The sequence below is a fragment of the Paenibacillus sp. FSL H7-0350 genome, assembly GCF_038593195.1.
GTDB lineage: Bacteria > Bacillota > Bacilli > Paenibacillales > Paenibacillaceae > Paenibacillus_AQ.
Genome location: NZ_CP151972.1, coordinates 4,536,974 through 4,561,925, shown reverse-complemented (window position 1 = coordinate 4,561,925; position 24,952 = coordinate 4,536,974). Strand labels below are relative to the sequence as shown.

Here is a 24,952-nt window from a genome sequence, read left to right as displayed (position 1 = left end):
ATGAAAAAAAGCCCCTAAGGGGCTTTTGGGGACTGACCCCCTAATGTGAGACAAATCAAAACACCTTCAAGAGAATGAAACTCTGTCGTAAGATAGGGAGATATCCTTGGAGGTGTTTTTTGCGTTGGCAACCAGAGTGAGTTACCCCGTAGAAATAAAGATGAAAGCTATAGAAATGAGATTGGCAGGAGTACCCGTGAGCGATGTTATGAGACAGTTGGGCATACGAAATAGGACACAACTAAAAGTCTGGATGAAATGGTATCGCGAAGGCGAAATTCATCGCATGGAGCAACCTGTAGGTAAGCAATACAGCCTTGGAAAAGGTCCGGAAGCCACTACGGAGCTGGAGAGACTAAAGGCAGAGAATCGATTCCTGAAGCAACAATTGGACCTGCTAAAAAAGTACAAGGAACTGGAAAGGGGGTGGAACCAGAAGTTGTCGTTGCCTGGATCGAATCCATTCGGGCAGAAGTGAAGGTGTCGGAGGCTTGTGCGTGGCTTGGGGTCGCGAGAGCTACCTACTACCGCTGGAAGGCTGCCAGGACTCAACGTACAGATCGGATGGTGGAAAAGATAAGGCAGCTTTGCACTCTGCACAAATTCCGGTACGGTTACCGTAAAATCACGGCACTCCTTCGGGCAGAAGAGCCTATAAACCATAAACGGGTCCAGCGTATCATGCAGCGTGAGGGATTACAGTGCCGTGTGAGGATGAAGAAACGAAAGACTACGGGGCAACCGGCACAACCTGCAGAACATCTGTTAAAGCGGCAATTTCATGCAGCAGCTCCCTTGCAAAAACTGGTCACAGATATTACGTATTTGCCGTTTGGCGGCAAGATGTTGTACCTTTCAAGTATTTTGGATCTGTACAACGGAGAAATTGTCGCTTACAGTATAGCGGACAAGCAGGACACGTCCTTTGTATTGGATACGCTGGGCCAACTTCCAGAGCGGGCCAACATGCTGCTCCACAGCGATCAGGGCAGTGTGTATACGTCTCAGGCGTACCAGGCGGCAGTCAAAGAAAAAGGCATTACCATGAGCATGTCCCGTAAAGGAACGCCCGCGGATAATGCCCCCATCGAATCGTTTCATTCCACCCTAAAGTCTGAAACGTTCTACCTCGAAGATCTCATGTGTACAACGACAGCAATCGTTGAACGGACCGTTCGAGACTACATCACCTACTATAACTCAATTCGGATTCAGGCGAAACTAAATAACCAGTCGCCGGTGGATTTTCGGCGACTGGCTGCTTAAACTTGCAAGGTGTTTTGACCCCTGTCTCACAAACAGGGTGCAGTCCCTTTGGTAAGACCATGTAGCATTTATTGATTCTCAAGCTCTTCCTTGCTTACCAGACTGGTCAAAGCGGTTACAGCCTGTTCCGCGTCTGCACCATCTGCGCTGATATGAATCTCCGTACCGGAACTGATCGCAAGGCTCATAATGCCCATGATACTCTTGGCGTTCACTTTTTTATCGTCTTTTTCCACGAAAATCTCCGACGAAAACTTATTAGCTTCTTGCACAAACAATGCTGCCGGCCGAGCATGGAGCCCCGTCTTCAACCGAACAACTACCGGGTGCTTTGTCATGAAACGCTTACCCCCTATTTGAGATCTGCCCAAAAATTTCACATTAATTTTATAATATTATATCATTATAACGCATACCGCACTAGAAAAAAAATAATCAGCCGCCGCGGACCTTGTCCGCCAGCTCATCAATTTTGCGCAAACGGTGGTTAACACCCGATTTACTGACCGTCCCGCCCAGCATATCCCCGACTTCCTTGAGGTTAATATCCGGGTGAGCCAATCTGATCTCGGCAACCTCCCGCAGCTTATCCGGCAAACTTTCCAGACCCACCTCGCGCTGCAGCAGCTTGATGTTCTCAATCTGGCGTACCGCCGCACTGATCGTCTTATTCAGATTGGCCGTTTCGCAGTTCACAATCCGGTTGACCGAGTTGCGCATATCGCGCATGATCCGCACATCCTCGAATTTGAACAGCGCCTGATGAGCGCCGATCAGACTGAGGAACTCGATGATCTTCTCGCCTTCCTTGATGTATAGGATGAAGCCTTTTTTGCGTTCTATACAGCGGGCATTCAGGTGAAATTCACCAGCCAGCTCAACGAGCGCCTTGCAGTGCTCCTCATACATGGAAGCGATTTCCAAGTGGTACGAAGAGCCCTCCGGGTTATTGACTGAACCGCCTGCCATGAAGGCTCCGCGCAGATAGGCACGCTTGCAGCAATTCTTGCCGACAATCTCCTCATCAATCCCATCCGTGAAAATAAAACCTTCAGAGACAATCCGCAGATCCTTAAGGATCTCCTGGACCTGGTTCGGAATTCTTACAATATAGACGTTATTCTTCTTCAAACGCATTTTTTTACGCACGAGCAGCTCGATATGGACCTGGTAATATTTCTTAAGCAAAGAATATACCCGCCTTGCAATCGCGGCGTTCTCCGTCGAAATGTCGAGAACCACCTTTTTGCTTGAAAGCTGCACCGAACCGTTCATTCGGATCAGCGCTGACATTTCCGCTTTCTCGCAGCAGGGCGGGCTCTCGACCATCGTCAGCTCTTTTTTGGTAAGGGCCGCAAAAGACAAGGGGCTCACCTCTTTCATTTAACTCTTTCTGTCAATCCAATCCTTCACCAGCTGGAAAATATGGTGACTGAGCTTATCTGTATCATGCCGCAAATAGGTTTTGAATAATACCAGCTTGTCGGCAATCACCTTATACCCGTTGCCATCCACAGCCTCACGGTCAAGCTGCACCGGGCGGGCGCCCTTCTCGGCGTATTTAAGCTGAACCTGCTCCGGGATCTCCCCGTCATTCACGATTACATAATCGAACAGATGCAGCCCGATGTGGTCATATACGGCCTGAAGATGGTCATTAACTGTATAATTATCCGTTTCGCCCGGCTGGGTCATCACATTGCATACAAAAATCTTAATCGCCTCTGAAGCCACTACGGCCTCTGCCAGCTTCGGCACCAGCAGATTCGGCAGAATGCTGGTGTACAGACTGCCCGGACCAAGCAGAATAGCATCTGCGTTGCGGATAGCCTCCAGCGCCTCCGGCAGCGGCTCTACATCCACAGGCTCCAGGAACACGCGCTTAATGACGCCGCCTGCCTCCGGAATTTTGGATTCGCCGGTAATCAGCGTCCCATCCGCCATCTCGGCATGCAGGATTACCGCCTCTCCGGCCGCAGGCAGCACCCGGCCGCGAACGGCGAACAGCCGGCTCAGCTCTCGGACTGCTGTAACGAAATCCCCGGAGATGTCGGTCAGTGCAGCCAGAATCAAATTGCCCAGGCTATGTCCGGCTAAGCCTTCTCCGCTGCTGAAGCGGTACTTCATAATCTGCGCCATCAGAGGCTCAACGTCAGCCATAGCTGTAAGTACGTTGCGGATATCCCCGGGCGGCGGCATCTGCAGCTCACTGCGCAGAATCCCGGAGCTTCCCCCGTCATCTGCGACAGTTACGATCGCCGTGATATCCAGCGGCTTCTCTTTCAGCCCCCGGAGCATCACGGAGAGTCCGGTCCCGCCGCCCATCACGACGATCTTCGGACGCTGTCCTTGTTCTTCAGCCACTAATCATCCCTTCTCTCATCAATGCCGGTCGCGTTCGGAGTCCCGATGGCTGACTGCTACCGCTTCCGTCTCGCTAACTCCCAGCATTTTGCCCAGGTATTCGGCGATGGCTACCGAGCGGTGTTTGCCGCCTGTACAGCCGATGCCGATAATAATCTGGGATTTGCCTTCCTTGCGGTATTGCGGAATAAGGAATTGAAGCATATCTAGCAGCTTGGTCAGAAATTCTTGCGTTTCAGGCCATTTCATTACATAGTCGTACACCTCGTTGTCTTGGCCTGTCTTAGGCCGCAGCTGATCCACATAATGTGGATTAGGCAGGAAGCGGACGTCGAACACCAGGTCAGCATCAATCGGAATTCCATACTTGAATCCAAACGAAGTAATGTTAACCGAGAGGGTGCTTTTCCCGAGGTGGGAGAAGCGTGACACTATTTTTTCTTTGAGCTGCACCGGCTTCATGCTGCTGGTATCCAGACACAGAGTAGCTGAATTCTTCAGTTCCTCCAGCATCTGGCGCTCCATGCGGATGCCGTCCAGCGGCATGCCCTTAGGAGCAAGCGGATGATGCCTCCGGCTCTCCTTGTAACGCTGTACAAGCACTGAATCTGTGGCATCCAGGAAAAGGATCTCACACCCGATCGTTGACTCGTCCTTGATATAGGCCAAAGACTCCGACAAGGCGGTGAAGAATTCCCGCCCCCTGAGGTCGATGACCAGCGCGACCTTGGCGATTTTACCTTTGGACTGCTCAATCAGCTCAGCGAATTTCGGGATTAGCACAGGCGGTAGATTGTCCACGCAGAAGAACCCCAGATCCTCCAGGCTCTGCACGGCAATCGTCTTGCCCGCACCCGACATGCCTGTAATGATAATCAGGGTGGCATGGGCGGGCAGGGTTTGCTCGAGGTCAGTCATTACAGCATCCCTCCCTATAATTAGTATATGAATAATTCCAGTCTTTTAAGAACGCAGCAGCAGCCCTGCCGCACCAATAATACCGGCGTCATTGCCAAGTGCTGCAGGTACAATCGTAACACCGGTCTGCAGAGGGGCAGGCGCCAGCTTAGCGAACACCCGGCGGACTTCATCGAACAGAATATCGCCTGCCTTGGAGACTCCGCCACCGACGATGAATACTTCTGGGTTCAGAACCGCTGCAACGGAAGCCATCGATTTGCCCAGGTAGAAGGCCGCCCGGTTCACAATACGCAGCGCAGCCTCATCGCCTGCCTTAGCGGCATCGAATACTTCCTTCGCAGCGATTTTTTCAACGGTGGACAAGGAGGTCCGGTCCCCGCGTGCTACAGCATCATTCGCCATGCGGATAATGCCTGTCGCTGAGGAAACGGTTTCCAAACAGCCCATGTTCCCGCAGCCGCACTGGATCGCTTCCAGATCGGGCACCACAGAGATATGTCCCAGCTCGCCGGCAAGACCGGCAAAGCCCTGATACACCTTACCATTAATAATAATACCGCCGCCGACACCCGTACCGAGCGTATAGCAGACACAATTCTCTATGCCGCGCCCTGCACCGCTCCAGGCTTCGCCCAGTGCAGCCACGTTAGCATCATTGTCTATTTTGACTGGCTTGTTCAGACGACCCTCCAGAATGGAGCGGATCGGCACATCTCTAAATCCTATGTTGGGCGCAAGGATGATGATACCTTCACGAATATTCGTAAATCCGGCCAGTCCCGCACCCACACCAGCCAACTGGTCCCAGGAGTACGGAGAGTCCTCCACAATCTGGCGTACATACTTCTCGATATTATCGATGACAGCATCGACGCCATCCGCAGTCCCTGTCGGACCTTCGTAAGTGTGCAGCAGGCTTCCCTCGGCATTACAGATTCCAACCTTAATCGTGGTACCACCTAAATCCACGCCAACGTAGATATGTTCAGACATGTTACAAGCCACCTTTTTCTATGCTAAAATAGTTAATCCTACGTACCCACTATAATAGAAGCCTCCCCTGCGGTCAAGGAAAGGCGATACACCCGGGGCAATGGGCTTGAGGAAGCTGGCCGGAACGCTCACTGGCAGCTTCAGCCCGGCGGCAACCCGCATAACATAACCCCAAAACATATAAATTCTTATTTTTTAACAAAAAGACTTTCTCACCAGGCAGGCAAGAAAGTCCGTTCATTCTCTTCTATTGTAAGGCACCGGACGTATTACTGCTATTCCGACAAAATCCGCTTCTGGCCCTCAAGGGCACGGATCGGTGCGATATTCTGGGTGAATTCCAGCGTCCCCATATAACGGCCGTCTGCATCCCGCACGGCGAAATAGCGGATATAGATGAATTTATCCTTGATGTTAATCCAGAAATCCTCAGCATCCTTCACTCCGGCCTTGAAATCCGCCAGCAGCTTCTCAACAACATGCACGCTTTGCGGCGGATGGCAGTTCTGCACGGTGCGGCCGATGACAGCCTTCGTCCGGGCGAAGATCCGTTCCTTGCCATGCGAGAAGTAGCGGACGACATCGTTCTCATCGATAAAGGTGAGATCCACCGGCAGATGATTCATCAGCGTCTCAAGCTGGTGGAGCGACAACAGCCCGGTCTCGAACCGGATGAAGCCCTGGGGGGACAGACCTTCCCCTTCTTCCGCCGGAACATCAGCGCCCTCAGGCTCCGCCGCACGTTCCGGTACCCATTCCTGATCCGGCGCAGTCAGGCAGAAGCCGATTTCATCGCTTTCGCGGGCGATTTTGACCCACTCATCCTCAGTCAGCTTATCCAGCGCCATCGGTAGCAGAATATTCTCTTCCTTGAAGATCATTTCATTGACTTCCTTAATAATCTCTTCAAGTGCGGCTGTAATCTGCCCGCTGTCCCCGTTATAGGCGCTAAGCGCCTTCTTGGCTTCCTTGATCATATTGCGGATTCCGTCATCGACTCCCCACATTACCTTCGTAGGACCGTATATACCGTACTTCTCCAGGTAAGGGAACAGGAGATTCTCCTTGCGGCTGTAGTGCTTGTCGAGATCCAGCAGCAGACTCAGGTCCTCCAGCAGTTTGAAAATAATCTCATCGCTGGCGTTCTTCTTGAACTTATCCGCATGCAGCTCCAGCCGGAAGTTGACCAGACGCTCGATCTCGCGGTTCTCCAGCTTGAACGTATGCACGGGATGACCGGGCTGCTCCTCGGGCTTAGAAGAACGGTGAATTTGTTCAATCGAGCCTTTGAAAATCGCCGTATGCACGGAGCAGAGGCGCTGTACTTCCTCTACCGGAATGCCTTCCTCGGTCATTAGGGAGTGCTCCATGGCGGAGATTTCCTCCACCGTAACATCGCCTACCGCCTCTTCAAATCGTGCCTTAACCTCCTCCACGCTTTTGCCCGCATGCAGCTCCTTGATGATCTCTCTCAGCATAGCCTGGCGGCGTGTCTGTTCCGGAATATCGACCTCGCGGTTATTAATCAGTTCGCTCATCGTAATCTCTCCTTCTATTCTATAATCTCGAAACCATGCTGCTGAAAGGCCAGCCGAACGGTTTCTAGCTCTATTTTCTTTAATTTCATTCCTTTGGACAGGGTCATGAATCGTCCTGCAGTCTGCAGCATTCCAGGCTTTGCAATATCACGAAAACCCAGCTCCACCATGATCTCAACAATTTCCGGGTGCCTGGTTACCAGCTCAAAGACCGATTCATCCAGCTTCAACGCTTTGCTCATCCTTTTGCACACCTCACTAATGAGAATTCTTCTCAGGCAATAGCTTAGCATAGGGTGCAGAGGTGAATTGTGATTGTAATCACTAACTATAAAAAGACTATCCCCGCAAGCCTTTCAGCTTGGGAGATAGTCTGAGAATGTTACGATTCCGCTGTATTAGCAGCTAAGTTAGAGTGATTTGCTCCATCTATGGGAATTACGGATATCATGCGAAATCCGCATGCTGCAGAACTTAGGACCACACATCGAACAGAAATGCGCCTGCTTCGCCCCCTCCGCCGGCAGGGTCTCGTCATGATACGCGAGCGCTCTTTCCGGGTCGAGGGAAAGATGGAACTGGTCGCGCCAGCGGAACTCGAACCGCGCCTTGGACAGCGCATCGTCACGGTCCTGCGCTCCCGGATGTCCCTTGGCAAGGTCTGCAGCATGTGCAGCAATTTTGTAGGTAATGACGCCTTCGCGCACATCATTCTTGTCAGGCAGGCCTAAATGCTCCTTAGGGGTAACGTAACACAGCATCGCCGTGCCGAGCCCCCCGATCATCGCGGCTCCGATGGCCGAAGTGATGTGATCATAGCCGGGTGCAATATCCGTAGTCAGCGGCCCAAGCGTATAGAAAGGAGCTTCCCGGCAAATCTCAAGCTGCTTGTCCATATTCTCCTTAATCTTGTGCAGCGGCACATGCCCCGGACCTTCAACCATGACCTGAACATCGTGCTTCCAGGCTAGTAGGGTCAGTTCTCCCAGCGTCTCCAGCTCGGCGAACTGAGCTTCGTCATTGGCGTCGGCGATTGAGCCGGGACGCAGGCCATCCCCAAGTGAGAAGGCCACATCATACGTCTTCATAATCTCACATATATCTTCAAAGTGTGTGTACAGGAAGTTCTCCTGCTGATGAGCCAGGCACCAGGCGGCCATAATCGATCCGCCCCGGGATACGATGCCAGTCATTCTCCGGGCAGTCAGCGGAATATAGCGCCGCAGCACCCCTGCATGAATGGTGAAGTAATCCACTCCCTGCTCCGCCTGTTCAATCAACGTGTCACGATAGAGCTCCCAGGTTAAGTCCTCGGCAATGCCGTTCACCTTCTCCAGCGCCTGGTATAAGGGCACTGTACCGACCGGCACAGGAGAATTGCGGATAATCCACTCCCGGGTGGTATGGATCTTGGAACCGGTGGAGAGATCCATAATGGTGTCAGCCCCCCAGCGGGTCGCCCACCGCATCTTCTCCACTTCCTCTTCTATAGAAGAAGTGACCGCAGAATTTCCGATGTTCGCATTGATCTTCACCAGGAAGTTACGGCCGATAATCATCGGTTCACTCTCCGGGTGATTTATATTGGCCGGGATAATGGCACGGCCCGCTGCCACTTCATCCCGTACGAACTCCGGCCGGGTATTCTCGCGGATCGCAATATACTCCATTTCCGGTGTTATAATCCCTTGCCTTGCATAATGTAGTTGAGTTACATTACCGCCTGTATAGGCCCGCTGGGGATTCCTGCGCAGTCCTGGACAAGCTTCGGCGGCAGCCCCTTGTCTGCGGATTCCGTTATCCTCCGGCCGGACGGCTCTTCCGGTGTACTCCTCCGAATCGCCACGCTCCGCAATCCAGCTTGAACGGTGCGGCGGCAGCCCCCTCCGAATGTCAGTCTCTTCCGCGGCATCCGTGTAAATACCGCTTGTGTCATAGACACGCAGCGGAGCATTCTCCTCTTCCCCGGCAACGCCTTCGGTTCTGCTAAGGCTGATCTCACGCATCGGAACTTGGATATCCGGGCGTGAGCCCTCCACATACACTTTACGGCTTGCGGGGAATCCGGAAAGATCCACCTCTTCGTTTTTACCCATTCCTGTCATTTCAATCTCCTCCTCTTCGCTCTGTACACTCATCAGATAAGAGGTCACGCAGCAGATTGAGCTGAAGAATCTATAGATTCCTGCAAGTCAAAAAGCCGCTCCACCTGGAGCGGCTTTATTAAAGAAACAGCCAAATAAGACTGTACTCAAAAAAGGTCCGACTCCACTTTCCTACGCTGGTATGATCCAGATCAGGTTCAAGGGTCCGGAAATTCAATTTTCCCGTCTCAGCCTATTCAGGCTCCCCTAGTGGGTATCTTATCTAATTAAGTACATTTTACCTGTGCGGGTAATTGTTGTAAACCCGTTATTTGTCCAGCGATTCGCTCCAGTCGTGCACCATCGTGCCTTCCAGAAACTTCTCGGCATCCATAGCGGCCATACAGCCGGTTCCCGCTGCCGATATCGCTTGGCGGTAACGGGTGTCCTGCACATCGCCGCAGGCGAATACACCCGGGATGTTGGTCTCGGTGGTACCCGGATTCACCACGATATAGCCATTAGCATCCGTATTGATCTGCCCGCCCAAGAAGGCTGTGTTCGGTGTGTGTCCAATCGCTACGAACACACCGTCTGCCTCTACCAGCTCTGTCAGACCTGTCTCATTATTAAGCACCGTAAGACCCTTCACTCCGGTCTCTCCTACCGTTACTTCTACCGGTGTGCGGTTCAAGGCCCAGGTTACCTTGCTGTTGTCACGCGCCCGGTCCTGCATGATCTTCGAGGCCCGCAGCTCGGGACGGCGGTGAACCAGCGTTACGCTGGAAGCAAAACGGGTCAGGAAGCTGGCTTCCTCCATGGCAGAGTCACCTCCGCCGACGACGACAATCTTTTTATTACGGAAAAAGAAGCCGTCACAGGTCGCACAGGTGCTGACCCCACGGCCCACATTCTCCTGCTCGCCCGGGATGCCCAGATATCTTGCAGAGGCCCCGGTTGAAATAATGACTGACTCCGCTTCCAGTACACCCATTCCGTCCACTGTTACCTTGAACGGACGCTGTGAGAAGTCCACCGACTCCACCCAGCCGTTCTTGAATTCAGCGCCGAAGCGTTCTGCCTGCTTGCGCATATTGTCCATCAGGTCCGGACCCAGAATCCCTTCAGGGAAGCCTGGAAAGTTCTCCACTTCTGTTGTCGTTGTCAGTTGTCCCCCAGGCTGCAAGCCTTCAATTACCAGCGGGCTCAGGTTCGCACGCGCCAGATAAATGGCAGCAGTCAGCCCGGCCGGGCCTGTTCCGATTACAATCGTTTTGTACATTACATTGGCCTCCTTACAAGTAGATGTTCTTACAACAGCAATTGCTTCAAATACGGGTAGTGGACGGCGATAAGCCGCTGGTTCCTGGCAGTATCCCCTTGGGTCCGGGAGCAGCCGCAGGCTCCTGCTCTTCGCCGGGCGAACCGCCGGCTTCATTCAGGTTCTCCCCGATCAGCCGCTGAAGGCTGAACAATGCTGCCTCCTGCAGGCGGTCCTCCTGCAGCGGCTCCTGCTCCAGAACTCCGCGCAACACCTCAGACATCTCCTCGTCCTCAATCCAGCGGAGAGCCTCGGTCACCTGAAGCTTCGTAGCAGAATCGCCGTAGCGCAGCGCCCAGAAGAACGAGGCACGCAATAGAGGATTATTCCGCACTTCTTCAGTGAATCTGCCCGTATTGCCCTTCCACTGCTTCAGCTGCTCCTGGAAAGGCAGCTGATAATTATAGCTGACAGTAGGCATAGGATGTCCTTCTGCACGGGCCTGCTGGAGCTGGGACAGGAAGAACGCAGGGACAGCGGAAGCTGGGTCCAGCTTGGCTGCCTGTCTCCAGCAGCGCAGCGCCTCATCAAGTCTTCCGCTATTGCTTGCCGCCGCTGCACAATAATGATACAGCCCGGCGTCTCCGGCGACCTCCTCGTCCTTCAGCAGACGGCGGAAATGGCTGTAAGCGGCGGTGTGCCGGCCCAGGATACCCATGGTTGTGGCCATTTTGAATACATGCTCCTGATGGAACGGCACCGTTGCTTCAAGCATCCCCAGCAGCGTCTCAAGCTGCCCCTTGTCCCCTGCATACTGCAGGAAGATGGCCATATTGCACAGAGCGTGCAGATTGCCAGGGTCCTGCTTGAGCACTTCATTCAGACATTCCTTCGCCTTGGCGAACCGGCCCATATAGAAATGGGCGAGTGCCAGATTATTATGCGCAGCCAAAAAATCCGGGGTGCTCGCAATGATCTCCTCTAGCAGCTCTACAGCCTGAGGGAACTTGCCTTCCTCCAGCAGACTTCGCGCCTGGTCATGCTCTACGACTCCCTCACGGCTGCGGATACGCACCAGCGGAGCAGGCCGGTTCAGCTCATATTGCAGCAGCTCCATCAGTTCTTCGGATTCGGTCATAAACTCGCCGTCAGCATCCTCTTCCAAGTAGGTGACCAGCGAACGCTCCGCCTCTTCAAAGCTTTCCATATTAGCGAAGTTATTAGCCATATAGAAATGGCATTCCGTCATAGCAGGGTCGATCTTCTCCAGAACATGGATAAGAATCTCGTTAGATGCGGTATAATTGCCCATCTCAGATAATATACCCGCCATATTGCAATGATTCACCGGATTATCCGGCTCATATTCAACAGCTTTGCGAAAATTTCTTAATGCCTTATCATATTGAAAGCGGTCCAGCGACCGAACGGCTCTTTCAAAGAAAAAATTGGCATCCAGAGTGACCGGAATGATGTTACTGTTCTCCGCGACATTCTCTGAAGTTCTCTCAATCATGGAAGCAAGGCACCTCCCTTTTGTCAGCTTCCCTAGCCTTACCTGTTCGTTTCCATTTATGGTCTCGGCTGTCTTCTTCACACAGTATACCACATGTGGCAACGAGATTCTCAATCTCAAGAGAGTGCTAACGGGAGTGAAAAGATTGGAAAAATACAGCCTTAGGGCCTGCTCACATCTCATTCACAAAAAAGACGCGGGAGTTAAATCCCCGCGTCTCTGAATAGCTTATCTATGGAACCGCCCTCGATGATAATGCGCGTGGCCTCCGCCAGCATGGGGGCTACCGAGAGCACTGCGAATCTGCTGGAATGCTCGTCCGGCAGGGCAATGGAATCGGTAATGACAATCTCGTCGATATTGGGATGGTCCATCCGCGCAAGCGCATCTCCGGAGAACAGTCCGTGTGTAGCACAGACGATGCTGTTCCGCGCCCCCCGCTCCTTCAGGCCCTCCACCACATTGACGATAGTCGTTCCGGTATCAATAAGATCCTCGATAATGATCGGCGTCCTGCCTTCCACATCACCAATGACATGGGTGATCACCGATTCATTATGAGCCGGACGCTTCTTAATCATGATGGCGAACGGCGAATCCAGGCGGCTGGCCAGCTTCTCCGCCATGGATGCGCGTCCCGCATCCGGGGAGACCACGACCAGATCGGTAAGACCCTTCACCTTCAGATAACCGCTGATCAGATCAAGCGCGGTCAGATGATCGACCGGAATATTGAAGAATCCCTGTATGGCTGCGGCATGCAGATCAATGGTAATTACGCGCGTTGCACCGGCGGTGGTCAGCACATCGGCGACCATTTTGGCCGAGATTGGTTCACGCGGTGCTGATTTGCGCTCCTGCCGGGCGTACCCGTAATAAGGAACGATAATGTTCACCGTTCTGGCCGATGCGCGCTTGGCGGCATCAATCATGACCAGCAGCTCAACAAACAGCTCGTTAATCGGATGAGCCAGGGATTGCACCAAAAATACGTCGCAGTTCCGGATGCTCTCTTCATAATGCACATAAATCTCGCCGCTTTTGAAACGGGTCAGCTTGATCTGGCCAAGCGGCGCACCAAGGCGCTCCGCAATATCAGCGGCAAGCTTCGGATTCGACGAACCGGAAAAAATCCGTAATTGATGATGCATAGTACCCTCCTGGGATTATAATTTATAATGCTAACGGCACATTGGTACGGCGGCGTCCTTCAAAAACGGCCAGCTCGCGGAAGCCGGTGCGCCAGAGCATGTCCCGGGCCTCTGGTAAGCCGTCTCCCAGCTTCATGGGATCATGCGCATCAGAGCCAACCGTGAGCGGAATGCCCAGCGCAAGCGCCTGAACAAGAACATGCTCTGCCGGGAACATCTCGGCGCACGGCTTGGTCAGCCCGGAAGCATTCAGCTCCATGGCGATTCCGCTGCGGGCGATGACCTTCAGCGTATCCAGCTCAAGCGCTCTGGCCTCCGCCAGGTCCTCCGGCGTCCGGGGGCCGTAACCGAACCTTTTGATGACGTCCATATGTCCTATAATATCATATAATCCCGATAACGCCGACTTCTGTACAGCATCATAATAACGGCGGTATACCGCCATTACATCCCGGCCTTCCCAGCCATGGGTCTGCCGGTGGTCGGTAATGTCCCATTCTCCCAGGAAATGCACCGAACCAATCAGGTAATCCCACGGATAGGGTGCCAAAAGCTCGCGGATCTGTTCCTCATACCCCTCAATATAATCCGCCTCCAGCCCGACCCGCAGCTCAATCGTGCCCCGGTAGCGCTCCTTCAGCGACAGGCATTCCTCCACATATCGCGGAAGCTCCGCAAGAGGCATAGCCATCTCGGGATAGTAGCGGTCCGGGTCGACATGGATAAGCGGCAGATGATCCGACAGCCCGAGCTGCTCAAGCCCCAGAGCGATGCCCCGCTGCACATACTCCTCCAGCTTCCCGACCGCATGGCCGCAGCGTTCATGATGGGTATGATAATCGATGTGCATGCTGAAAGTTCCTCCTAATCCCGACGCGGCCGTTCATGGCGGGCGCTCAGCTCTTCCAGAATCTCATCCAGCGGAAGCTTGCGCTCCTGCAGCAGCACGAGCAGGTGATAGATCAGATCGCTGACCTCCAGGCGAAGCTCGGCATTATCTTTGTTTTTGGCGGCAATGATCGTCTCGGAGGCTTCCTCACCGACCTTCTTCAGGATCTTGTCCACGCCCTTGTCGAACAGATAGGTGGTATACGCTCCCCCCGGACGGTTCACCTCACGCTCGGCAATGACACGCTCCAGCTCACCAAGTACCGCAAATCGGCCGCTCTCTGCTTCAGCAGCATTCACGGCAGCCCCGGCAGTGTCAGTTACGGTTGCCGGTGAATCAAGCGGAATCTCGCGGAAGAAGCAGCTGTTCTCCCCGGTATGGCAGGCCGGACCCTCCGGCACTACCTTCACCAGCAGCGTATCGTTGTCACAATCGTAATGGATCGAGGTAATCGCCTGCGTATTGCCGGACGTCCCCCCCTTATGCCACAGCTCGCTGCGTGAACGGCTCCAGAACCAGGTCTGGCCGCTCGTAAGTGAGCGCTGCAGCGACTCAGGATTCATATAGGCGAACATTAATACCTCCAGGGTGCGCGCATCCTGAATGACAGCAGGCAGCAGGCCTGCTTCATTCCAGCGGATGCCGGACACTGCCTCCTGCTGGCTTAGTACGATATCCTTCTTGTCCTCGCTCATCGGATCTCTACTCCTCTTTGCTTCAGATCAGCCTTCAGATCATGAATAGCAATCTCTTTATAGTGAAAAATGGTTGCCGCAAGTCCGGCATCTGCCCGGCCTTCCGTAAATACATCATAGAAATGCTCAATTCTCCCGGCCCCGCCGGAAGCAATGACAGGAATACTCAGCAGGTCGCTGACCGCCGCTGTCAGCTTCAGGTCGAAGCCGTCCTTGGTCCCGTCCGCGTCCATACTTGTAAGCAGAATCTCGCCGGCCCCCAGCCGCTCAGCTTCCTTAGCCCAGTTCAAGGCCCGGATACCCGTGGGCGTACGTCCGCCGTGCGTATACACTTCCCATTCGCCCCAAGCCTCATTATATTTGGCATCCATCGCCACTACAATGCACTGGGAGCCGAAGTGACGGGCCCCCTCCAGAATCAGCTGGGGGTTATTTACAGCAGCTGTGTTAATGCCGATCTTGTCCGCTCCGGCACGCAGGATCCGCTTCATATCATCAGAGGTCGAGATGCCCCCGCCCACCGTGAAGGGAATGGCAATCTCACCCGCCGTCTGCCGCACCACCTCAATCATGGTCGCCCTGCCTTCCACAGAAGCGGAAATATCGAGGAATACCAGCTCATCCGCTCCCTCGCGGTCGTACAGTGCAGCAAGCTCCACCGGATCTCCGGCATCGCGCAGATTCACAAAATTCACACCTTTTACCACACGCCCGTCCTTCACATCCAGACAGGGAATAATCCGTTTCGCCAACATGCCAAGACCCCTCCTTAGTATAGACTTACCGCAATCCAGAGGATTGACCCAGGGTCTGCAGCGCTTCAGCCAGATTAATATTGCCGGTATACAGCGCCTTGCCCACAATCGCCCCGCCGATCCCGCTGCCGCTATGTACGTTCAGGCGCTGCAGATCATTAAGGCTGGTCACGCCGCCGGAGGCGATTACGCTGCGGCCGCTTGCCTTGGCCATAGACAGAATGCCTTCCACGTTCGGCCCCTGCATCATCCCGTCGCGGGAGATATCGGTATAGATGAAAGTCTCAGCGCCCTTGGCAGCCAGCTCTCTAGCCAGGTCTTCCGCGCGCACCTCCGAGGTATTAAGCCAGCCGTGGGTTGCCACGAAGCCGTTACGCGCATCGATACCGATGGCAACTTTGTCGCCGTATTTGGCAAGAACCGCTTCTGTAAAAGTCTGATCATTGATGGCAGCCGTTCCGATAATCACCCGGCTGACGCCGAGGCCCAGCAGCTTCTCGACATCGGCAAGTGTACGGAGACCGCCGCCGACCTGTACAGGAACATTCGCATGCTTAGCAATAGCTCCAATAATGGCATCATTCACAGGACAGCCTGCTTTGGCTCCGTCCAGATCCACCAGATGGATATACTGCCCGCCCTGCTCTTCCCATGATTTAGCCACCTCTACCGGACTATCGTTATAGATCGTCTCTTGGGCATAATCACCCTGCTGCAGCCGGACACACTTGCCGTCCCGGATATCAATCGCCGGATATAGGATAAAAGAAGACATGAATACTCCCCGCTTTCATTGCAAATTAGTGATTCAGGCAGGCTACGCCTGCTGTGCCCGGAGCTGCAGGAAATTACCCAGCAGCTTGATGCCAAGCTCCCCGCTCTTCTCCGGGTGGAACTGCATGCCGTAGACATTGCCGCGCGCCACTATAGCCGTTACCGGATGTCCATAGTCTGTGACGGCCAGCAGATCGCTGTCCGCCGCGAGTACATGATAGGAGTGCACGAAGTACACATGGCCCTCCGTCAGACCTGCCAGCAGCGGACTCTCCGGCTGACGGAAGCTCAGCTTGTTCCAGCCCATATGCGGTACCTTGTAGCCGTCCCGGGGGGCGAAGCGCACCACTGCGCCGGGCAGAAGCTCCAGCCCCTTATGCTCGCCATGCTCCTCGCTGCTGCTGAACAGCAGCTGCATTCCGAGGCAGATGCCCAGCACCGGCTGGCCCGCTGACGCCGCGGCCCGGACAACATCGTCCATTCCACTCTCCCGTAAGTGCTCCATCGCATCGCCAAAGGCACCGACTCCCGGCAGAATGACACTGTCTGCCGCCAGGATCTCGGCGGCGTCCGAGGTTACAAGACTCGTATACCCCAGCCGCTCTACGGCCTTACTGACACTGTGCAGGTTGCCCATGCCGTAATCGACGATTGCAACGGCCATCCTACAGCACTCCCTTCGTTGAAGGCACGCCCTTCACCCGGGGATCAACGATAGTCGCTTCGTCCAGTGCCCGTCCCAGCGCCTTAAAGACCGCTTCAATCATATGATGGGTATTAGAGCCGTAATGAACGATGACATGCAGCGTAATTCTCGCCTCCAGCGCGAACTTCCAGAGGAATTCTTCTACCAGCTCTGTTGAGAAGCTGCCTACCTGCTGGGAAGGATAGGCTGCCCGGTATTCGAAATGCGGCCGGTTGCTGATATCGATCACTACCTGGGCAAGCGCCTCATCCATAGGGACGAAGACACTGGCGTACCGCTTGATACCTTTTTTATCGCCAAGCGCTTCACGCAGGGCCTGTCCGAGACAGATACCGATATCCTCCACCGTATGGTGATCATCAATCTCGATATCTCCCCGCGCCTGCACCGAGAGGTCAAATTGTCCATGCTTCGTGAACAGATCCAGCATATGATTCAGGAACGGCACATCAGTCTCCAGTTCGCAGTCCCCGCTGCCGTCCACGGCAAAGGTTAGCTTGATGTCCGTTTCATTGGTTGTACGGCTAAGTCCGGCCTTACGCAGCGCCGATTCGTTGTTATTGTTCTCCATTAGTATCTCCACCTTTCGCTTCGTTCGTAAGCCGGATTTCGATGGCGCGTGCATGGCCTTCCAGCCCCTCGCGCCGGGCAAGCTCCATAATCGCCGCCCCGTCCCGTAGCAGCGCCTCCTTGCTGTAATAGATCAGGCTGGACTTCTTGATGAAGTCGTCCACATCTACAGGGGAGGAGAACCGCGCTGTGCCATTCGTCGGTATAATATGGTTCGGTCCGGCGAAGTAGTCGCCGACCGGCTCCGAGCTGTACGGCCCGAGGAAGATCGCCCCGGCGTTCTCAATTGCGCCGGTCAGCCCCATCGGGTCGTTCACCACAATCTCCAGATGCTCCGGCGCCAGCCGGTTCACCACGGAGATGCCCTCCTCAAGCGAGTCTACGACGATAATCGCGCCGTAGTTCTCCACCGAGGCCCGCGCGATCGCCTCGCGCGGCAATGCCTGCAGCTGCCGCTCAACCTCGGCAGCCACCGCCTCCGCGAGACGCTGCGACGGCGTCACGAGGATCGCCGACGCCATCTCGTCGTGCTCGGCCTGCGAGAGCAGGTCGGCCGCGATGTAGGCGGCCTCGGCGGTATCGTCGGCGAGCACGACGATCTCGCTCGGTCCGGCGATGCTGTCGATGTCGACAGCGCCGTAGACCTCGCGCTTGGCCAGGGCCACGTAGATGTTCCCTGGCCCGCAGATCTTGTCGACCGGCACGATGGATTCCGTGCCGAAGGCGAGAGCGGCGATGGCCTGCGCGCCGCCTACGCGGTAGATCTCGTGTACGCCCGCTTCAGCGGCGGCCACGAGAATATAAGGATCAATGCCTTCAGAGCCGCCCGTCGAAGGCGGCGTCACCATCACGATCTCCGGCACCCCGGCAATCTGTGCCGGTATCACGTTCATCAGCACCGAGGACGGGTAGGCCGCCTTGCCGCCGGGAACATAGACGCCCACGCGCTTCAGCGGGCGGATGATCTGGCCGAGAATCGTGCCGTCGGGCTGCAGATCCATCCAGGAATTGCGTTTCTGCCGCGCATGGAACGCACGGATATTCACGGCTGCTGCGCGAATTGCCGTCACGAAGGACTCCTCTACCCGGCCATAGGCGGCCTCAAGCTCCTCCGGCGTTACGCGCAGCTGCGCTGGCGTCAGTGCAGCGCCGTCGAAGCGCTCCGTATACCGGAGCAGCGCCGCGTCGCCTTCCCGCTTGATATCGGCCACGATTTCACGTACGGCCTTGTTCTGCTCCGGCGTGCCATATTCCACCTCACGCTGCAGCTTAAATTCCTTACTGGACTGGATCTTCACCGCCGCTTCCCCCTTGAGCTCTATAGTTTTGCTTATATTATTGTACCTGCAACCCCGGTTCTGCAATAACAGCCTGCAACCGGTCGCACAGCTGCTGAATCTCAGCATTCTTCATCCGGTAACTCACCCGGTTCGCCACCAGGCGGCTGGTAATCTCGAAGATGCTCGTCATCTCCACCAGACCGTTATCCTTCAGCGTCTGGCCAGTTTCTACCATATCTACGATCCGGTCAGCCAGCCCGATCAGCGGTGCCAGCTCAATGGAGCCGTTCAGCTTCACAACCTCCACCTGCTGGCCTTGCTCACGGAAATACCGCGAAGCCACGTTCGGGTATTTGGTGGCTACCCGCTGCTGAATGCCCGGCTGCCAGTTCGGAAGCCCGATAATCGACATCCGGCAACGGGCAATCCCGAGATCCAGCAGCTCGTACACATCACGGCTCTCCTCCAGCAGTACATCTTTACCGACAATACCGATATCCGCCACTCCATACTCTACATAAGTGGGCACATCCACCGGCTTGGCCAGAATGAACTCCATTCCGGCCTCCGGCAATGAAATCACCAGCTTGCGCGACTCTTCTCCGTCCGGAGGAATCGGCAGTCCCGCCTGGCGGAACAGCTCTGCCGCTTTATTGTAAATCCGGCCTTTCGGCATGGCTACCTTAAGAATCTGTGCCATCAATACCCGCCCCCGTTTCATGTTAAATCATCATTTCAAAATTACCTGTAGCAGCTCCGCTCACCCATGCTCGCTGACAAACGACACGAACGTGTATATCTCGCCGTACAGCTCGCCCTCTGCCTGAATAGTATCCGCATCCAGCCGCTTCACGGTCTTCAGCTCCTCCGGACCGGTTGCCAGCCGCGTGACCACAACATGCCCTTCCGACCGCAGCCTCGCTGCTTCGGCAAGACCCTCCTGGCGCCGCAGTGCATCATACTGGACCAGAACCGGCAGCTCTTCCTCTTCTGGCAGCCCGGAGACTCCATCCAAAATACGGTTGGTCTTCAGAGAGAAGCCGGTAGAGGGAATCGGACGCCCGAATTGCTGCAACAGGTTGTCATACCGGCCGCCGCTGCATACCGGGAAGCCCAGCTCGGAAGCATATCCCTCGAAGGTCATGCCTGTATAGTAAGAGAAATCACCGATCATCGTCAGATCAATCAGCACATGCTGCGAGACACCGTAAGCCACCAGCACCTCCCATACCTTGCACAGATGCTCGATCGACGCGCGCGCCACCGGATGGTTACTCAGCTCCAGCGCCTGTCCGCAGATCTCCTTCCCGCCGCGCAGCCGCAGCAGTCCGTCCAGCTCCTGCTTCTGTGCAGTGGATAGCTCAAGACGCCGCAGCGTCTCGCGGAAGGCTACATAATCGCGGCTGAGCAGATGGCTCTTCAGCTCCTCCTGAGCCTGCGGTAAGCCGGATACCGCCTCCTGGAACAGACCGTCGAGGAAGCCGACATGTCCAATAGCTATTTTAAAAGACTTTACGCCTGCCGCCTGTAGTGAAGCAATCGCCAGCGCGACTACCTCTGCGTCAGCCTCCGGTGAATCATCACCGACAAGCTCCACACCGGTCTGAAAGAATTCCGCCTCCCGCCCGGCCTCTTCTTCAATCGCCCGGAAGACATTGGCATGGTAGGACAGACGCAGCGGCAGCGGCTCATCCTTCAATAATGAGGAGACTACTCGGGCTACAGGTGCCGTCATCTCTGAACGCAGCACCAGCGCCTGCCCACGGTTGTTAAGCAATTTATACAGCTTCTGATCGGAGGTAGAGCTGGCTACACCGACCGTATCGTAATATTCAAGAGTAGGCGTAATCATCTGCCGGTAGCCCCAGCGGCTCATACAGTGAAGCACATCCTTCTCGATCTTGCGCAGCTTCGTTACCGCACGCGGGAGATAATCCCTTACGCCGGCAGGCTTTTCAAATCCTTTTGGTTTGGCCATCTTCATTGTTCACCTCATCGGATATGTTAAAGAGTATCTTTGAATACTTTATCATGGTAAAGTGGTAGCAAAGTAAAGCAGTGGCAATATCGTATCACGGACTATCCTTTTGCGTCAACAATTCGCTTGAATTACAGAGTTCCTTTTGCCACCGGGATAAGCGGCGAATATAATAGGTTAATATGATTGTACTTTATTTCCTCCATGAAGTATTCCCGGTATCTAATTCAGAAGCAGAAAGAAGGACTGACGGCTTGAGTACATCCTATATGATTGGCGTTGATATTGGAACCACCAGCACGAAGGCTGTCCTCTTTGAGGAGAACGGAACGATTGTCGCTCAGAGCAATCAGGGCTATCCGCTGCATCAGCCCTCCCCCTCTGTCGCAGAACAGGACCCGGAGCAGATTCTGGAAGCCGTAATTCATACCATAGCAGCGGTCATGCAGGAGAGCCTTGCCGCACCTGAAGACATTCTGTTGGTCTCCTTCAGCTCCGCTATGCATAGCGTCATTGCTGTAGATCCTGCGGGTAAGCCGCTGACCGCCTGCATTACCTGGGCCGATAACCGGAGCAGCCGCTGTGCCCGGCGGTTGAAGGACGAACTGAACGGACATGAGCTGTACCTGCGGACAGGAACGCCCATACACCCTATGTCTCCAATCACCAAGCTGATGTGGCTGGGGGAGGAGCAGCCCGAGCTGTTCCGTCAGACCTACAAGTTCATCTCCATCAAAGAATATATCTTCTTCCGGCTGTTCGGCGAATATGTGATTGACCATTCCATCGCCTCTGCCACCGGCATGTTCAATCTGGAGAAGCTCGATTGGGACGAGGAGGCGCTCCAGATTGCCGGTGTTACTCCGGAGCGCCTATCCCGTCCGGTCCCGACCACCCATATCCTGCAGGGACTGCTTCCTGAGCTTACCGGAAAGCTCGGTCTGCTCAAGGACACTCCGTTTGTCGTAGGCGCCAGTGACGGCGTTCTGTCTAACCTGGGCGTAGGGGCCATGGAGCCGGGGGTAATCGCTGCAACGATAGGCACAAGCGGTGCCATCCGTACTGTAGTTGACCATCCGCTGACCGATCCCAAAGGACGGATATTCTGCTACGCCCTGACAGACAAGCATTGGGTAATCGGCGGCCCCGTGAATAATGGCGGGATGCTCTTCCGCTGGGTGCGTGATGAGTTCGCCGCATCTGAAGTAGAGACTGCGAAGCGCCTGGGCATTGATCCCTACGAAGTATTAACCAGGATCGCTGAGCAAGTGCCGCCCGGCAGCAACGGACTTCTCTTCCACCCGTATCTAACCGGAGAACGCGCACCGCTGTGGAATCCCGATGCCCGCGGCTCCTTCTTCGGGCTAAGCATGAATCACCGTAAGGAGCATATGATTCGTGCGGTGCTGGAAGGTGTCATCTTCAATATGTACACTGTATTGCTGGCCATGGAGGAATGCATCGGCGAGCCCGTTAGAATCCTGGCTACCGGCGGCTTCGCCCGCTCGGCGTTATGGCGGCAGATGATGGCGGATATTTTCGATCAGGAGGTAGTCGTCCCTGAGAGCTTTGAGAGCTCTTGCCTCGGCGCAGTCGTCTTGGGATTATACGCCATCCGGCGGATTGATTCCTTCGATGCTGTCTACAGCATGATTGGCTCCACTCACCGGCATGAGCCGGTTACTGCCCACGCCAAAGCCTACAAACAGCTTCTGCCTATCTTCATCTCCGTATCCCGCAGCCTGGAGGATCAGTATCAGGCAATCGCCGACTTCCAGCGCGAGCAAGCCGGGGAACAGCCCAGCTAACATAATCTTCAGACGCCTGCTTACAGCAAAGCGCCGGACAGCCGCATCTGCGGCCAGCCGGCGCTTTCAATATATTAAAACTAAGCCAAAGTCTACACTGTCGCCTTTGGCGCTGCTGCCGGCTTCTGCGGTGCGGAGCCGAACACCATCCAGGCCGGCTTCACATAACGGAAGGCAAGCGCAACCACCAGCCAGGAGCCCACGAGGGCTACCAGCCAGCCGCCCGCTATTGCCGCCGTATAGGCCAGCGATCCGCCGTGGAACGGCAGCTTCCGGTACATGAACAGCAGCAGCGGATGGAGCAGATAGATACCGAAGGAGCACGCCCCAGCCGAGAGCAGCAATCTTGTCAGCACGCTTCGTCCTGCACCGTACAGCAGGAAGGACAGCTGAAACAGTACCAGACAAGAGAGTAAGGCATGCAGGTTCGAGAACCCTTCATACCACAGACTGTTGATTACTGTTTTCTTCGTATAGTTGTTATACCACAATACCACATGGTAAGCCCCGGCAGCGGCCCATAAGAGCCACAGTACCATCCAGCCCATACCTTTACCTGAACGCCAGCCTTCGCGGGAGGGAATCAGCCACTTTTTCAGAGAGCTGTAGTAGATCGCAATCGCCGCACCAAGCAGGAAATACGAGAAATACGTAATGGCCAGACTCCCCTTGGACAACTGCCAATACCCGTGGTTCACCATATATTTGTTAAGCAGCACGAAGCCCCACTGTAACGCAAGCCCAATCACTGGTGCCCAGGCCGCGAGATGCCGGACTTTCTGCAGACACCAGAGTATCAGCGGGAACAGCAGATAGAACTGGATAATGATGATGATATAGTAGAGATGCGTATACGCCGTACCCGTCCATAGATACTTGAAGAACTTCCCGCCCATCTCCTGAAGAGGCATCCCCCAGGTATGACCAGCCGTCATTTTCAGTCCAAAATACAGTACCGTAAACACAAGATAAGGCACAATAATATAGATCAGCCTGCGGCTGTAGAATTTGGCCAGCACCTTCCCGCCCAGCGGACGGTCAATATAATTGTAGAAGAGGACGAACCCGCTTAAGAATATAAAGGAAGGCACCGCAAACTGGCTGAACTTATTTATGAACAGAAACGGAGCGAACATGGAAGTGCCCAGTGTCTCAGCCAACGTGCGTGAAGTGGCATGAATGGCGATCACCGCAAAAATAGCGATTGCCCGAAAAATATCAAGCTGTGGTATTCTTTCTTTTTGAGCCATTATGATTCCTCCTGTTTACGCAGCTCGCGGAGCGGATTCCCCCCGACGAACGAACCGGCAGCAACATCCTTGTGAACCACCGATCCCGCCGCAACCGTAGCCCCATCCCCAATCGTAACCCCAGGGAGAATAGTCGTGTTAGCTCCAATCATTACATTCTCGCCGATAATAACTTCACCCAGCCGGTACTCCTTGATGAGGTACTCATGGGCCAGGATCGTAGTGTTATAGCCGATAACCGTGTTCTCCCCAATAGAGATCTTCTCCGGAAAAAAAACATCCACCATCGCCATAAGTCCAAACGCAGTATGCTTGCCTACCTTCATCCCGAGCACCCGGCGGTAAATCCAGTTCTTGAGCGGCAGAATCGGGCAATAACGGGCAATCTGGATAAAAATAAAATTGCGCACACCCTTCCATGGGCTGACCGTACGGTAAATATGCCAGAGCGAATTATGCCCCTCCACGGGATAACGGCTTATCTTTCTCACGGCTGCATAGTCTCCTGCTCCACAATAGAGTACAAGTCCTTCATCTCCTGGATGATGTAATCCGGTTCATAGGTGCGCAGCACAGCCTCACCCTTAAGCGACCAGGCTACAGCGGCTACACGAACTCCTGCTGCCTTCGCAGACTGAATATCGACAGCACTGTCACCTACCATCAGTGTCTTGGCCGGATCAACACCCAGATTGGCAACTGCCGTGAGCACCGGTTCCGGATGTGGCTTCGGATGAGTCACATCATTCACCGTAACAATCGTCTCCATATATTTTAGCAGATCGAACATCTCCAGAGACTTCAATGTGTTAGGCCGGATCTTGGTGGTCACCACCCCAAGCTTGATCCCCCGGCGCTGCAGCTCCTCCATCGTCTCGTTCACATCTGGAAAAGAACGGACCAGCTCATCGTGATGCGCATTGTTGTACGAACGGTAGGACCGTTCCAGCACTTCTATATCCTTCGGCTCCAGGCCGGAGAACGCGCCTAGCTGCTGCTGAAGTGTAGTTCCCATCAGGGGAATGATCTGTTCACGGGTCAGAACCGGCAGATTATTCTCCTTCAGCGCATGCATGAATGAATTAAGAATCAGCTCATTCGTATTCACAATCGTTCCGTCCAGATCAAATAACACGCATTCTATCATTGATTG

At 54.5% G+C, this 24,952-nt stretch carries 24 protein-coding genes, 1 pseudogene and 1 riboswitch; of the genes and pseudogenes, 2 read left to right on the top strand and 23 right to left on the bottom strand.

What is annotated here, in order from left to right; all coding sequences use genetic code 11:
- The first annotated feature begins 124 nt into the window (after positions 1 to 124).
- Positions 125 to 1,266 (top strand): IS3 family transposase gene (locus NYE24_RS21000; RefSeq protein ID WP_342476556.1). Its coding sequence is split into 2 segments (ribosomal slippage): positions 125 to 398 and positions 398 to 1,266, totalling 1,143 coding nucleotides; the frame shifts between segments, so codons are not numbered across the junction.
- Between the two features lie 68 nt (positions 1,267 to 1,334).
- On the opposite strand, the gene NYE24_RS20995 is transcribed toward NYE24_RS21000, so the two are convergent.
- The 20 genes and pseudogenes from NYE24_RS20995 to NYE24_RS20900 all read right to left on the bottom strand — a co-directional run bounded on the left by NYE24_RS20995 (position 1,335) and on the right by NYE24_RS20900 (position 20,741).
- Positions 1,335 to 1,604: an HPr family phosphocarrier protein gene (locus tag NYE24_RS20995; protein ID WP_036690075.1), complete on the bottom strand. Its 270-nt coding sequence runs from the start codon at positions 1,602 to 1,604 to the stop codon at positions 1,335 to 1,337.
- A gap of 97 nt (positions 1,605 to 1,701) precedes the next feature.
- On the bottom strand, positions 1,702 to 2,631 hold the full coding sequence (whiA, locus tag NYE24_RS20990; protein WP_036690073.1) for a DNA-binding protein WhiA: 930 nt from the start codon (positions 2,629 to 2,631) through the stop codon (positions 1,702 to 1,704).
- Positions 2,632 to 2,649: 18 nt separating this feature from the next.
- Positions 2,650 to 3,591: a YvcK family protein gene (locus NYE24_RS20985; RefSeq protein ID WP_179090418.1), complete on the bottom strand. Its 942-nt coding sequence runs from the start codon at positions 3,589 to 3,591 to the stop codon at positions 2,650 to 2,652.
- A 57-nt stretch (positions 3,592 to 3,648) separates the two neighbouring features.
- Positions 3,649 to 4,548 carry an RNase adapter RapZ gene (gene rapZ, locus NYE24_RS20980; RefSeq protein WP_036690069.1) on the bottom strand — a complete coding sequence of 300 codons (900 nt, stop codon included), beginning with the start codon at positions 4,546 to 4,548 and terminating at the stop codon, positions 3,649 to 3,651.
- 45 nt (positions 4,549 to 4,593) lie between these two features.
- Positions 4,594 to 5,544, bottom strand: coding sequence for an ROK family glucokinase (locus tag NYE24_RS20975; RefSeq protein WP_036690067.1), 951 nt, complete (start codon positions 5,542 to 5,544; stop codon positions 4,594 to 4,596).
- Between the two features lie 275 nt (positions 5,545 to 5,819).
- Positions 5,820 to 7,082, bottom strand: coding sequence for a DUF438 domain-containing protein (locus NYE24_RS20970; RefSeq protein ID WP_036690064.1), 1,263 nt, complete (start codon positions 7,080 to 7,082; stop codon positions 5,820 to 5,822).
- Between the two features lie 14 nt (positions 7,083 to 7,096).
- Positions 7,097 to 7,324: a DUF1858 domain-containing protein gene (locus NYE24_RS20965; RefSeq protein WP_036690062.1), complete on the bottom strand. Its 228-nt coding sequence runs from the start codon at positions 7,322 to 7,324 to the stop codon at positions 7,097 to 7,099.
- 195 nt (positions 7,325 to 7,519) lie between these two features.
- Positions 7,520 to 9,187: pseudogene (gene thiC, locus NYE24_RS20960) on the bottom strand (phosphomethylpyrimidine synthase ThiC); the annotation flags it as partial.
- A 151-nt stretch (positions 9,188 to 9,338) separates the two neighbouring features.
- Positions 9,339 to 9,445, bottom strand: a riboswitch (TPP riboswitch).
- Positions 9,446 to 9,494: 49 nt separating this feature from the next.
- The gene (gene trxB / locus NYE24_RS20955) at positions 9,495 to 10,448 is read right to left on the bottom strand and encodes a thioredoxin-disulfide reductase (protein ID WP_076077056.1); all 954 of its coding nucleotides are present in this window, start codon (positions 10,446 to 10,448) and stop codon (positions 9,495 to 9,497) included.
- Positions 10,449 to 10,494: 46 nt separating this feature from the next.
- Complete coding sequence (locus NYE24_RS20950; protein WP_076155983.1) at positions 10,495 to 11,943, bottom strand: tetratricopeptide repeat protein; 1,449 nt, start codon at positions 11,941 to 11,943, stop codon at positions 10,495 to 10,497.
- Positions 11,944 to 12,146: 203 nt separating this feature from the next.
- Positions 12,147 to 13,094, bottom strand: coding sequence for a ribose-phosphate pyrophosphokinase (locus NYE24_RS20945; RefSeq protein WP_036690058.1), 948 nt, complete (start codon positions 13,092 to 13,094; stop codon positions 12,147 to 12,149).
- Positions 13,095 to 13,116: 22 nt separating this feature from the next.
- Positions 13,117 to 13,944 carry a histidinol-phosphatase HisJ gene (gene hisJ / locus NYE24_RS20940; RefSeq protein WP_342476555.1) on the bottom strand — a complete coding sequence of 276 codons (828 nt, stop codon included), beginning with the start codon at positions 13,942 to 13,944 and terminating at the stop codon, positions 13,117 to 13,119.
- Between the two features lie 14 nt (positions 13,945 to 13,958).
- Positions 13,959 to 14,678 (bottom strand): bifunctional phosphoribosyl-AMP cyclohydrolase/phosphoribosyl-ATP diphosphatase HisIE, encoded by a 720-nt coding sequence (gene hisIE, locus NYE24_RS20935; protein ID WP_342476554.1) that lies wholly within the window; start codon positions 14,676 to 14,678, stop codon positions 13,959 to 13,961.
- On the bottom strand, positions 14,675 to 15,433 hold the full coding sequence (hisF, locus tag NYE24_RS20930; RefSeq protein WP_036690052.1) for an imidazole glycerol phosphate synthase subunit HisF: 759 nt from the start codon (positions 15,431 to 15,433) through the stop codon (positions 14,675 to 14,677). Before hisF ends, hisIE begins: the two co-directional genes overlap by 4 nt.
- Positions 15,434 to 15,458: 25 nt before the next feature.
- Positions 15,459 to 16,208 (bottom strand): 1-(5-phosphoribosyl)-5-[(5-phosphoribosylamino)methylideneamino]imidazole-4-carboxamide isomerase, encoded by a 750-nt coding sequence (gene hisA / locus NYE24_RS20925; RefSeq protein WP_036690050.1) that lies wholly within the window; start codon positions 16,206 to 16,208, stop codon positions 15,459 to 15,461.
- A gap of 42 nt (positions 16,209 to 16,250) precedes the next feature.
- On the bottom strand, positions 16,251 to 16,871 hold the full coding sequence (gene hisH / locus NYE24_RS20920; protein ID WP_036690049.1) for an imidazole glycerol phosphate synthase subunit HisH: 621 nt from the start codon (positions 16,869 to 16,871) through the stop codon (positions 16,251 to 16,253).
- 1 nt (position 16,872) lies between these two features.
- Positions 16,873 to 17,484 carry an imidazoleglycerol-phosphate dehydratase HisB gene (hisB, locus tag NYE24_RS20915; RefSeq protein ID WP_036690047.1) on the bottom strand — a complete coding sequence of 204 codons (612 nt, stop codon included), beginning with the start codon at positions 17,482 to 17,484 and terminating at the stop codon, positions 16,873 to 16,875.
- Positions 17,471 to 18,781: a histidinol dehydrogenase gene (gene hisD / locus NYE24_RS20910; RefSeq protein WP_076155992.1), complete on the bottom strand. Its 1,311-nt coding sequence runs from the start codon at positions 18,779 to 18,781 to the stop codon at positions 17,471 to 17,473. Before hisD ends, hisB begins: the two co-directional genes overlap by 14 nt.
- 37 nt (positions 18,782 to 18,818) lie before the next feature.
- Positions 18,819 to 19,463: an ATP phosphoribosyltransferase gene (gene hisG / locus NYE24_RS20905; protein ID WP_036690044.1), complete on the bottom strand. Its 645-nt coding sequence runs from the start codon at positions 19,461 to 19,463 to the stop codon at positions 18,819 to 18,821.
- A 60-nt stretch (positions 19,464 to 19,523) separates the two neighbouring features.
- A complete protein-coding gene (locus NYE24_RS20900; RefSeq protein WP_036690122.1) occupies positions 19,524 to 20,741 on the bottom strand; it encodes an ATP phosphoribosyltransferase regulatory subunit in 1,218 nt (405 codons plus the stop codon).
- A gap of 269 nt (positions 20,742 to 21,010) precedes the next feature.
- Here NYE24_RS20900 and gntK point away from each other — a divergent pair, with 269 nt between their 5' ends.
- Positions 21,011 to 22,549, top strand: coding sequence for a gluconokinase (gene gntK, locus NYE24_RS20895; RefSeq protein ID WP_342479273.1), 1,539 nt, complete (start codon positions 21,011 to 21,013; stop codon positions 22,547 to 22,549).
- A 92-nt stretch (positions 22,550 to 22,641) separates the two neighbouring features.
- Here the strand turns inward: gntK and NYE24_RS20890 are convergent, their stop codons facing one another.
- Genes NYE24_RS20890 through ppaX form a run of 3 tightly spaced genes read right to left on the bottom strand, consistent with a single transcriptional unit; the run spans position 22,642 to position 24,946 of the window.
- Complete coding sequence (locus NYE24_RS20890; protein ID WP_076155995.1) at positions 22,642 to 23,799, bottom strand: acyltransferase family protein; 1,158 nt, start codon at positions 23,797 to 23,799, stop codon at positions 22,642 to 22,644.
- Entirely contained in the window at positions 23,799 to 24,290 is a 492-nt protein-coding gene (locus NYE24_RS20885) for an acyltransferase (RefSeq protein WP_036690040.1), read from the bottom strand. Before NYE24_RS20885 ends, NYE24_RS20890 begins: the two co-directional genes overlap by 1 nt.
- On the bottom strand, positions 24,287 to 24,946 hold the full coding sequence (gene ppaX / locus NYE24_RS20880; protein WP_036690039.1) for a pyrophosphatase PpaX: 660 nt from the start codon (positions 24,944 to 24,946) through the stop codon (positions 24,287 to 24,289). The genes NYE24_RS20885 and ppaX overlap by 4 nt, the downstream gene beginning before the upstream one ends.
- Between the last annotated feature and the right edge of the window lie 6 nt (positions 24,947 to 24,952).

Bases quoted from the DNA above. Each gene is read 5' to 3' on its own strand.
- NYE24_RS20950 (WP_076155983.1), bottom strand. From the start codon at position 11,943: ATGATTGAGAGAACTTCAGAGAATGTCGCGGAGAACAGTAACATCATT.
- hisJ (WP_342476555.1), bottom strand. From the start codon at position 13,944: ATGCACATCGATTATCATACCCATCATGAACGCTGCGGCCATGCGGTC.
- hisF (WP_036690052.1), bottom strand. From the start codon at position 15,433: ATGTTGGCGAAACGGATTATTCCCTGTCTGGATGTGAAGGACGGGCGT.
- NYE24_RS20900 (WP_036690122.1), bottom strand. From the start codon at position 20,741: ATGGCCAAACCAAAAGGATTTGAAAAGCCTGCCGGCGTAAGGGATTAT.
- hisA (WP_036690050.1), bottom strand. From the start codon at position 16,208: ATGTCTTCTTTTATCCTATATCCGGCGATTGATATCCGGGACGGCAAG.
- NYE24_RS20965 (WP_036690062.1), bottom strand. From the start codon at position 7,324: ATGAGCAAAGCGTTGAAGCTGGATGAATCGGTCTTTGAGCTGGTAACC.
- gntK (WP_342479273.1), top strand. From the start codon at position 21,011: ATGATTGGCGTTGATATTGGAACCACCAGCACGAAGGCTGTCCTCTTT.
- ppaX (WP_036690039.1), bottom strand. From the start codon at position 24,946: ATGATAGAATGCGTGTTATTTGATCTGGACGGAACGATTGTGAATACG.
- rapZ (WP_036690069.1), bottom strand. From the start codon at position 4,548: ATGACTGACCTCGAGCAAACCCTGCCCGCCCATGCCACCCTGATTATC.
- trxB (WP_076077056.1), bottom strand. From the start codon at position 10,448: ATGTACAAAACGATTGTAATCGGAACAGGCCCGGCCGGGCTGACTGCT.
- hisIE (WP_342476554.1), bottom strand. From the start codon at position 14,678: ATGAGCGAGGACAAGAAGGATATCGTACTAAGCCAGCAGGAGGCAGTG.
- hisG (WP_036690044.1), bottom strand. From the start codon at position 19,463: ATGGCACAGATTCTTAAGGTAGCCATGCCGAAAGGCCGGATTTACAAT.
- NYE24_RS20970 (WP_036690064.1), bottom strand. From the start codon at position 7,082: ATGAGCGAACTGATTAATAACCGCGAGGTCGATATTCCGGAACAGACA.
- NYE24_RS20985 (WP_179090418.1), bottom strand. From the start codon at position 3,591: ATGGGCGGCGGGACCGGACTCTCCGTGATGCTCCGGGGGCTGAAAGAG.
- NYE24_RS20975 (WP_036690067.1), bottom strand. From the start codon at position 5,544: ATGTCTGAACATATCTACGTTGGCGTGGATTTAGGTGGTACCACGATT.
- NYE24_RS20995 (WP_036690075.1), bottom strand. From the start codon at position 1,604: ATGACAAAGCACCCGGTAGTTGTTCGGTTGAAGACGGGGCTCCATGCT.
- hisB (WP_036690047.1), bottom strand. From the start codon at position 17,484: ATGGAGAACAATAACAACGAATCGGCGCTGCGTAAGGCCGGACTTAGC.
- hisH (WP_036690049.1), bottom strand. From the start codon at position 16,871: ATGGCCGTTGCAATCGTCGATTACGGCATGGGCAACCTGCACAGTGTC.
- NYE24_RS20890 (WP_076155995.1), bottom strand. From the start codon at position 23,799: ATGGCTCAAAAAGAAAGAATACCACAGCTTGATATTTTTCGGGCAATC.
- NYE24_RS20945 (WP_036690058.1), bottom strand. From the start codon at position 13,094: ATGCATCATCAATTACGGATTTTTTCCGGTTCGTCGAATCCGAAGCTT.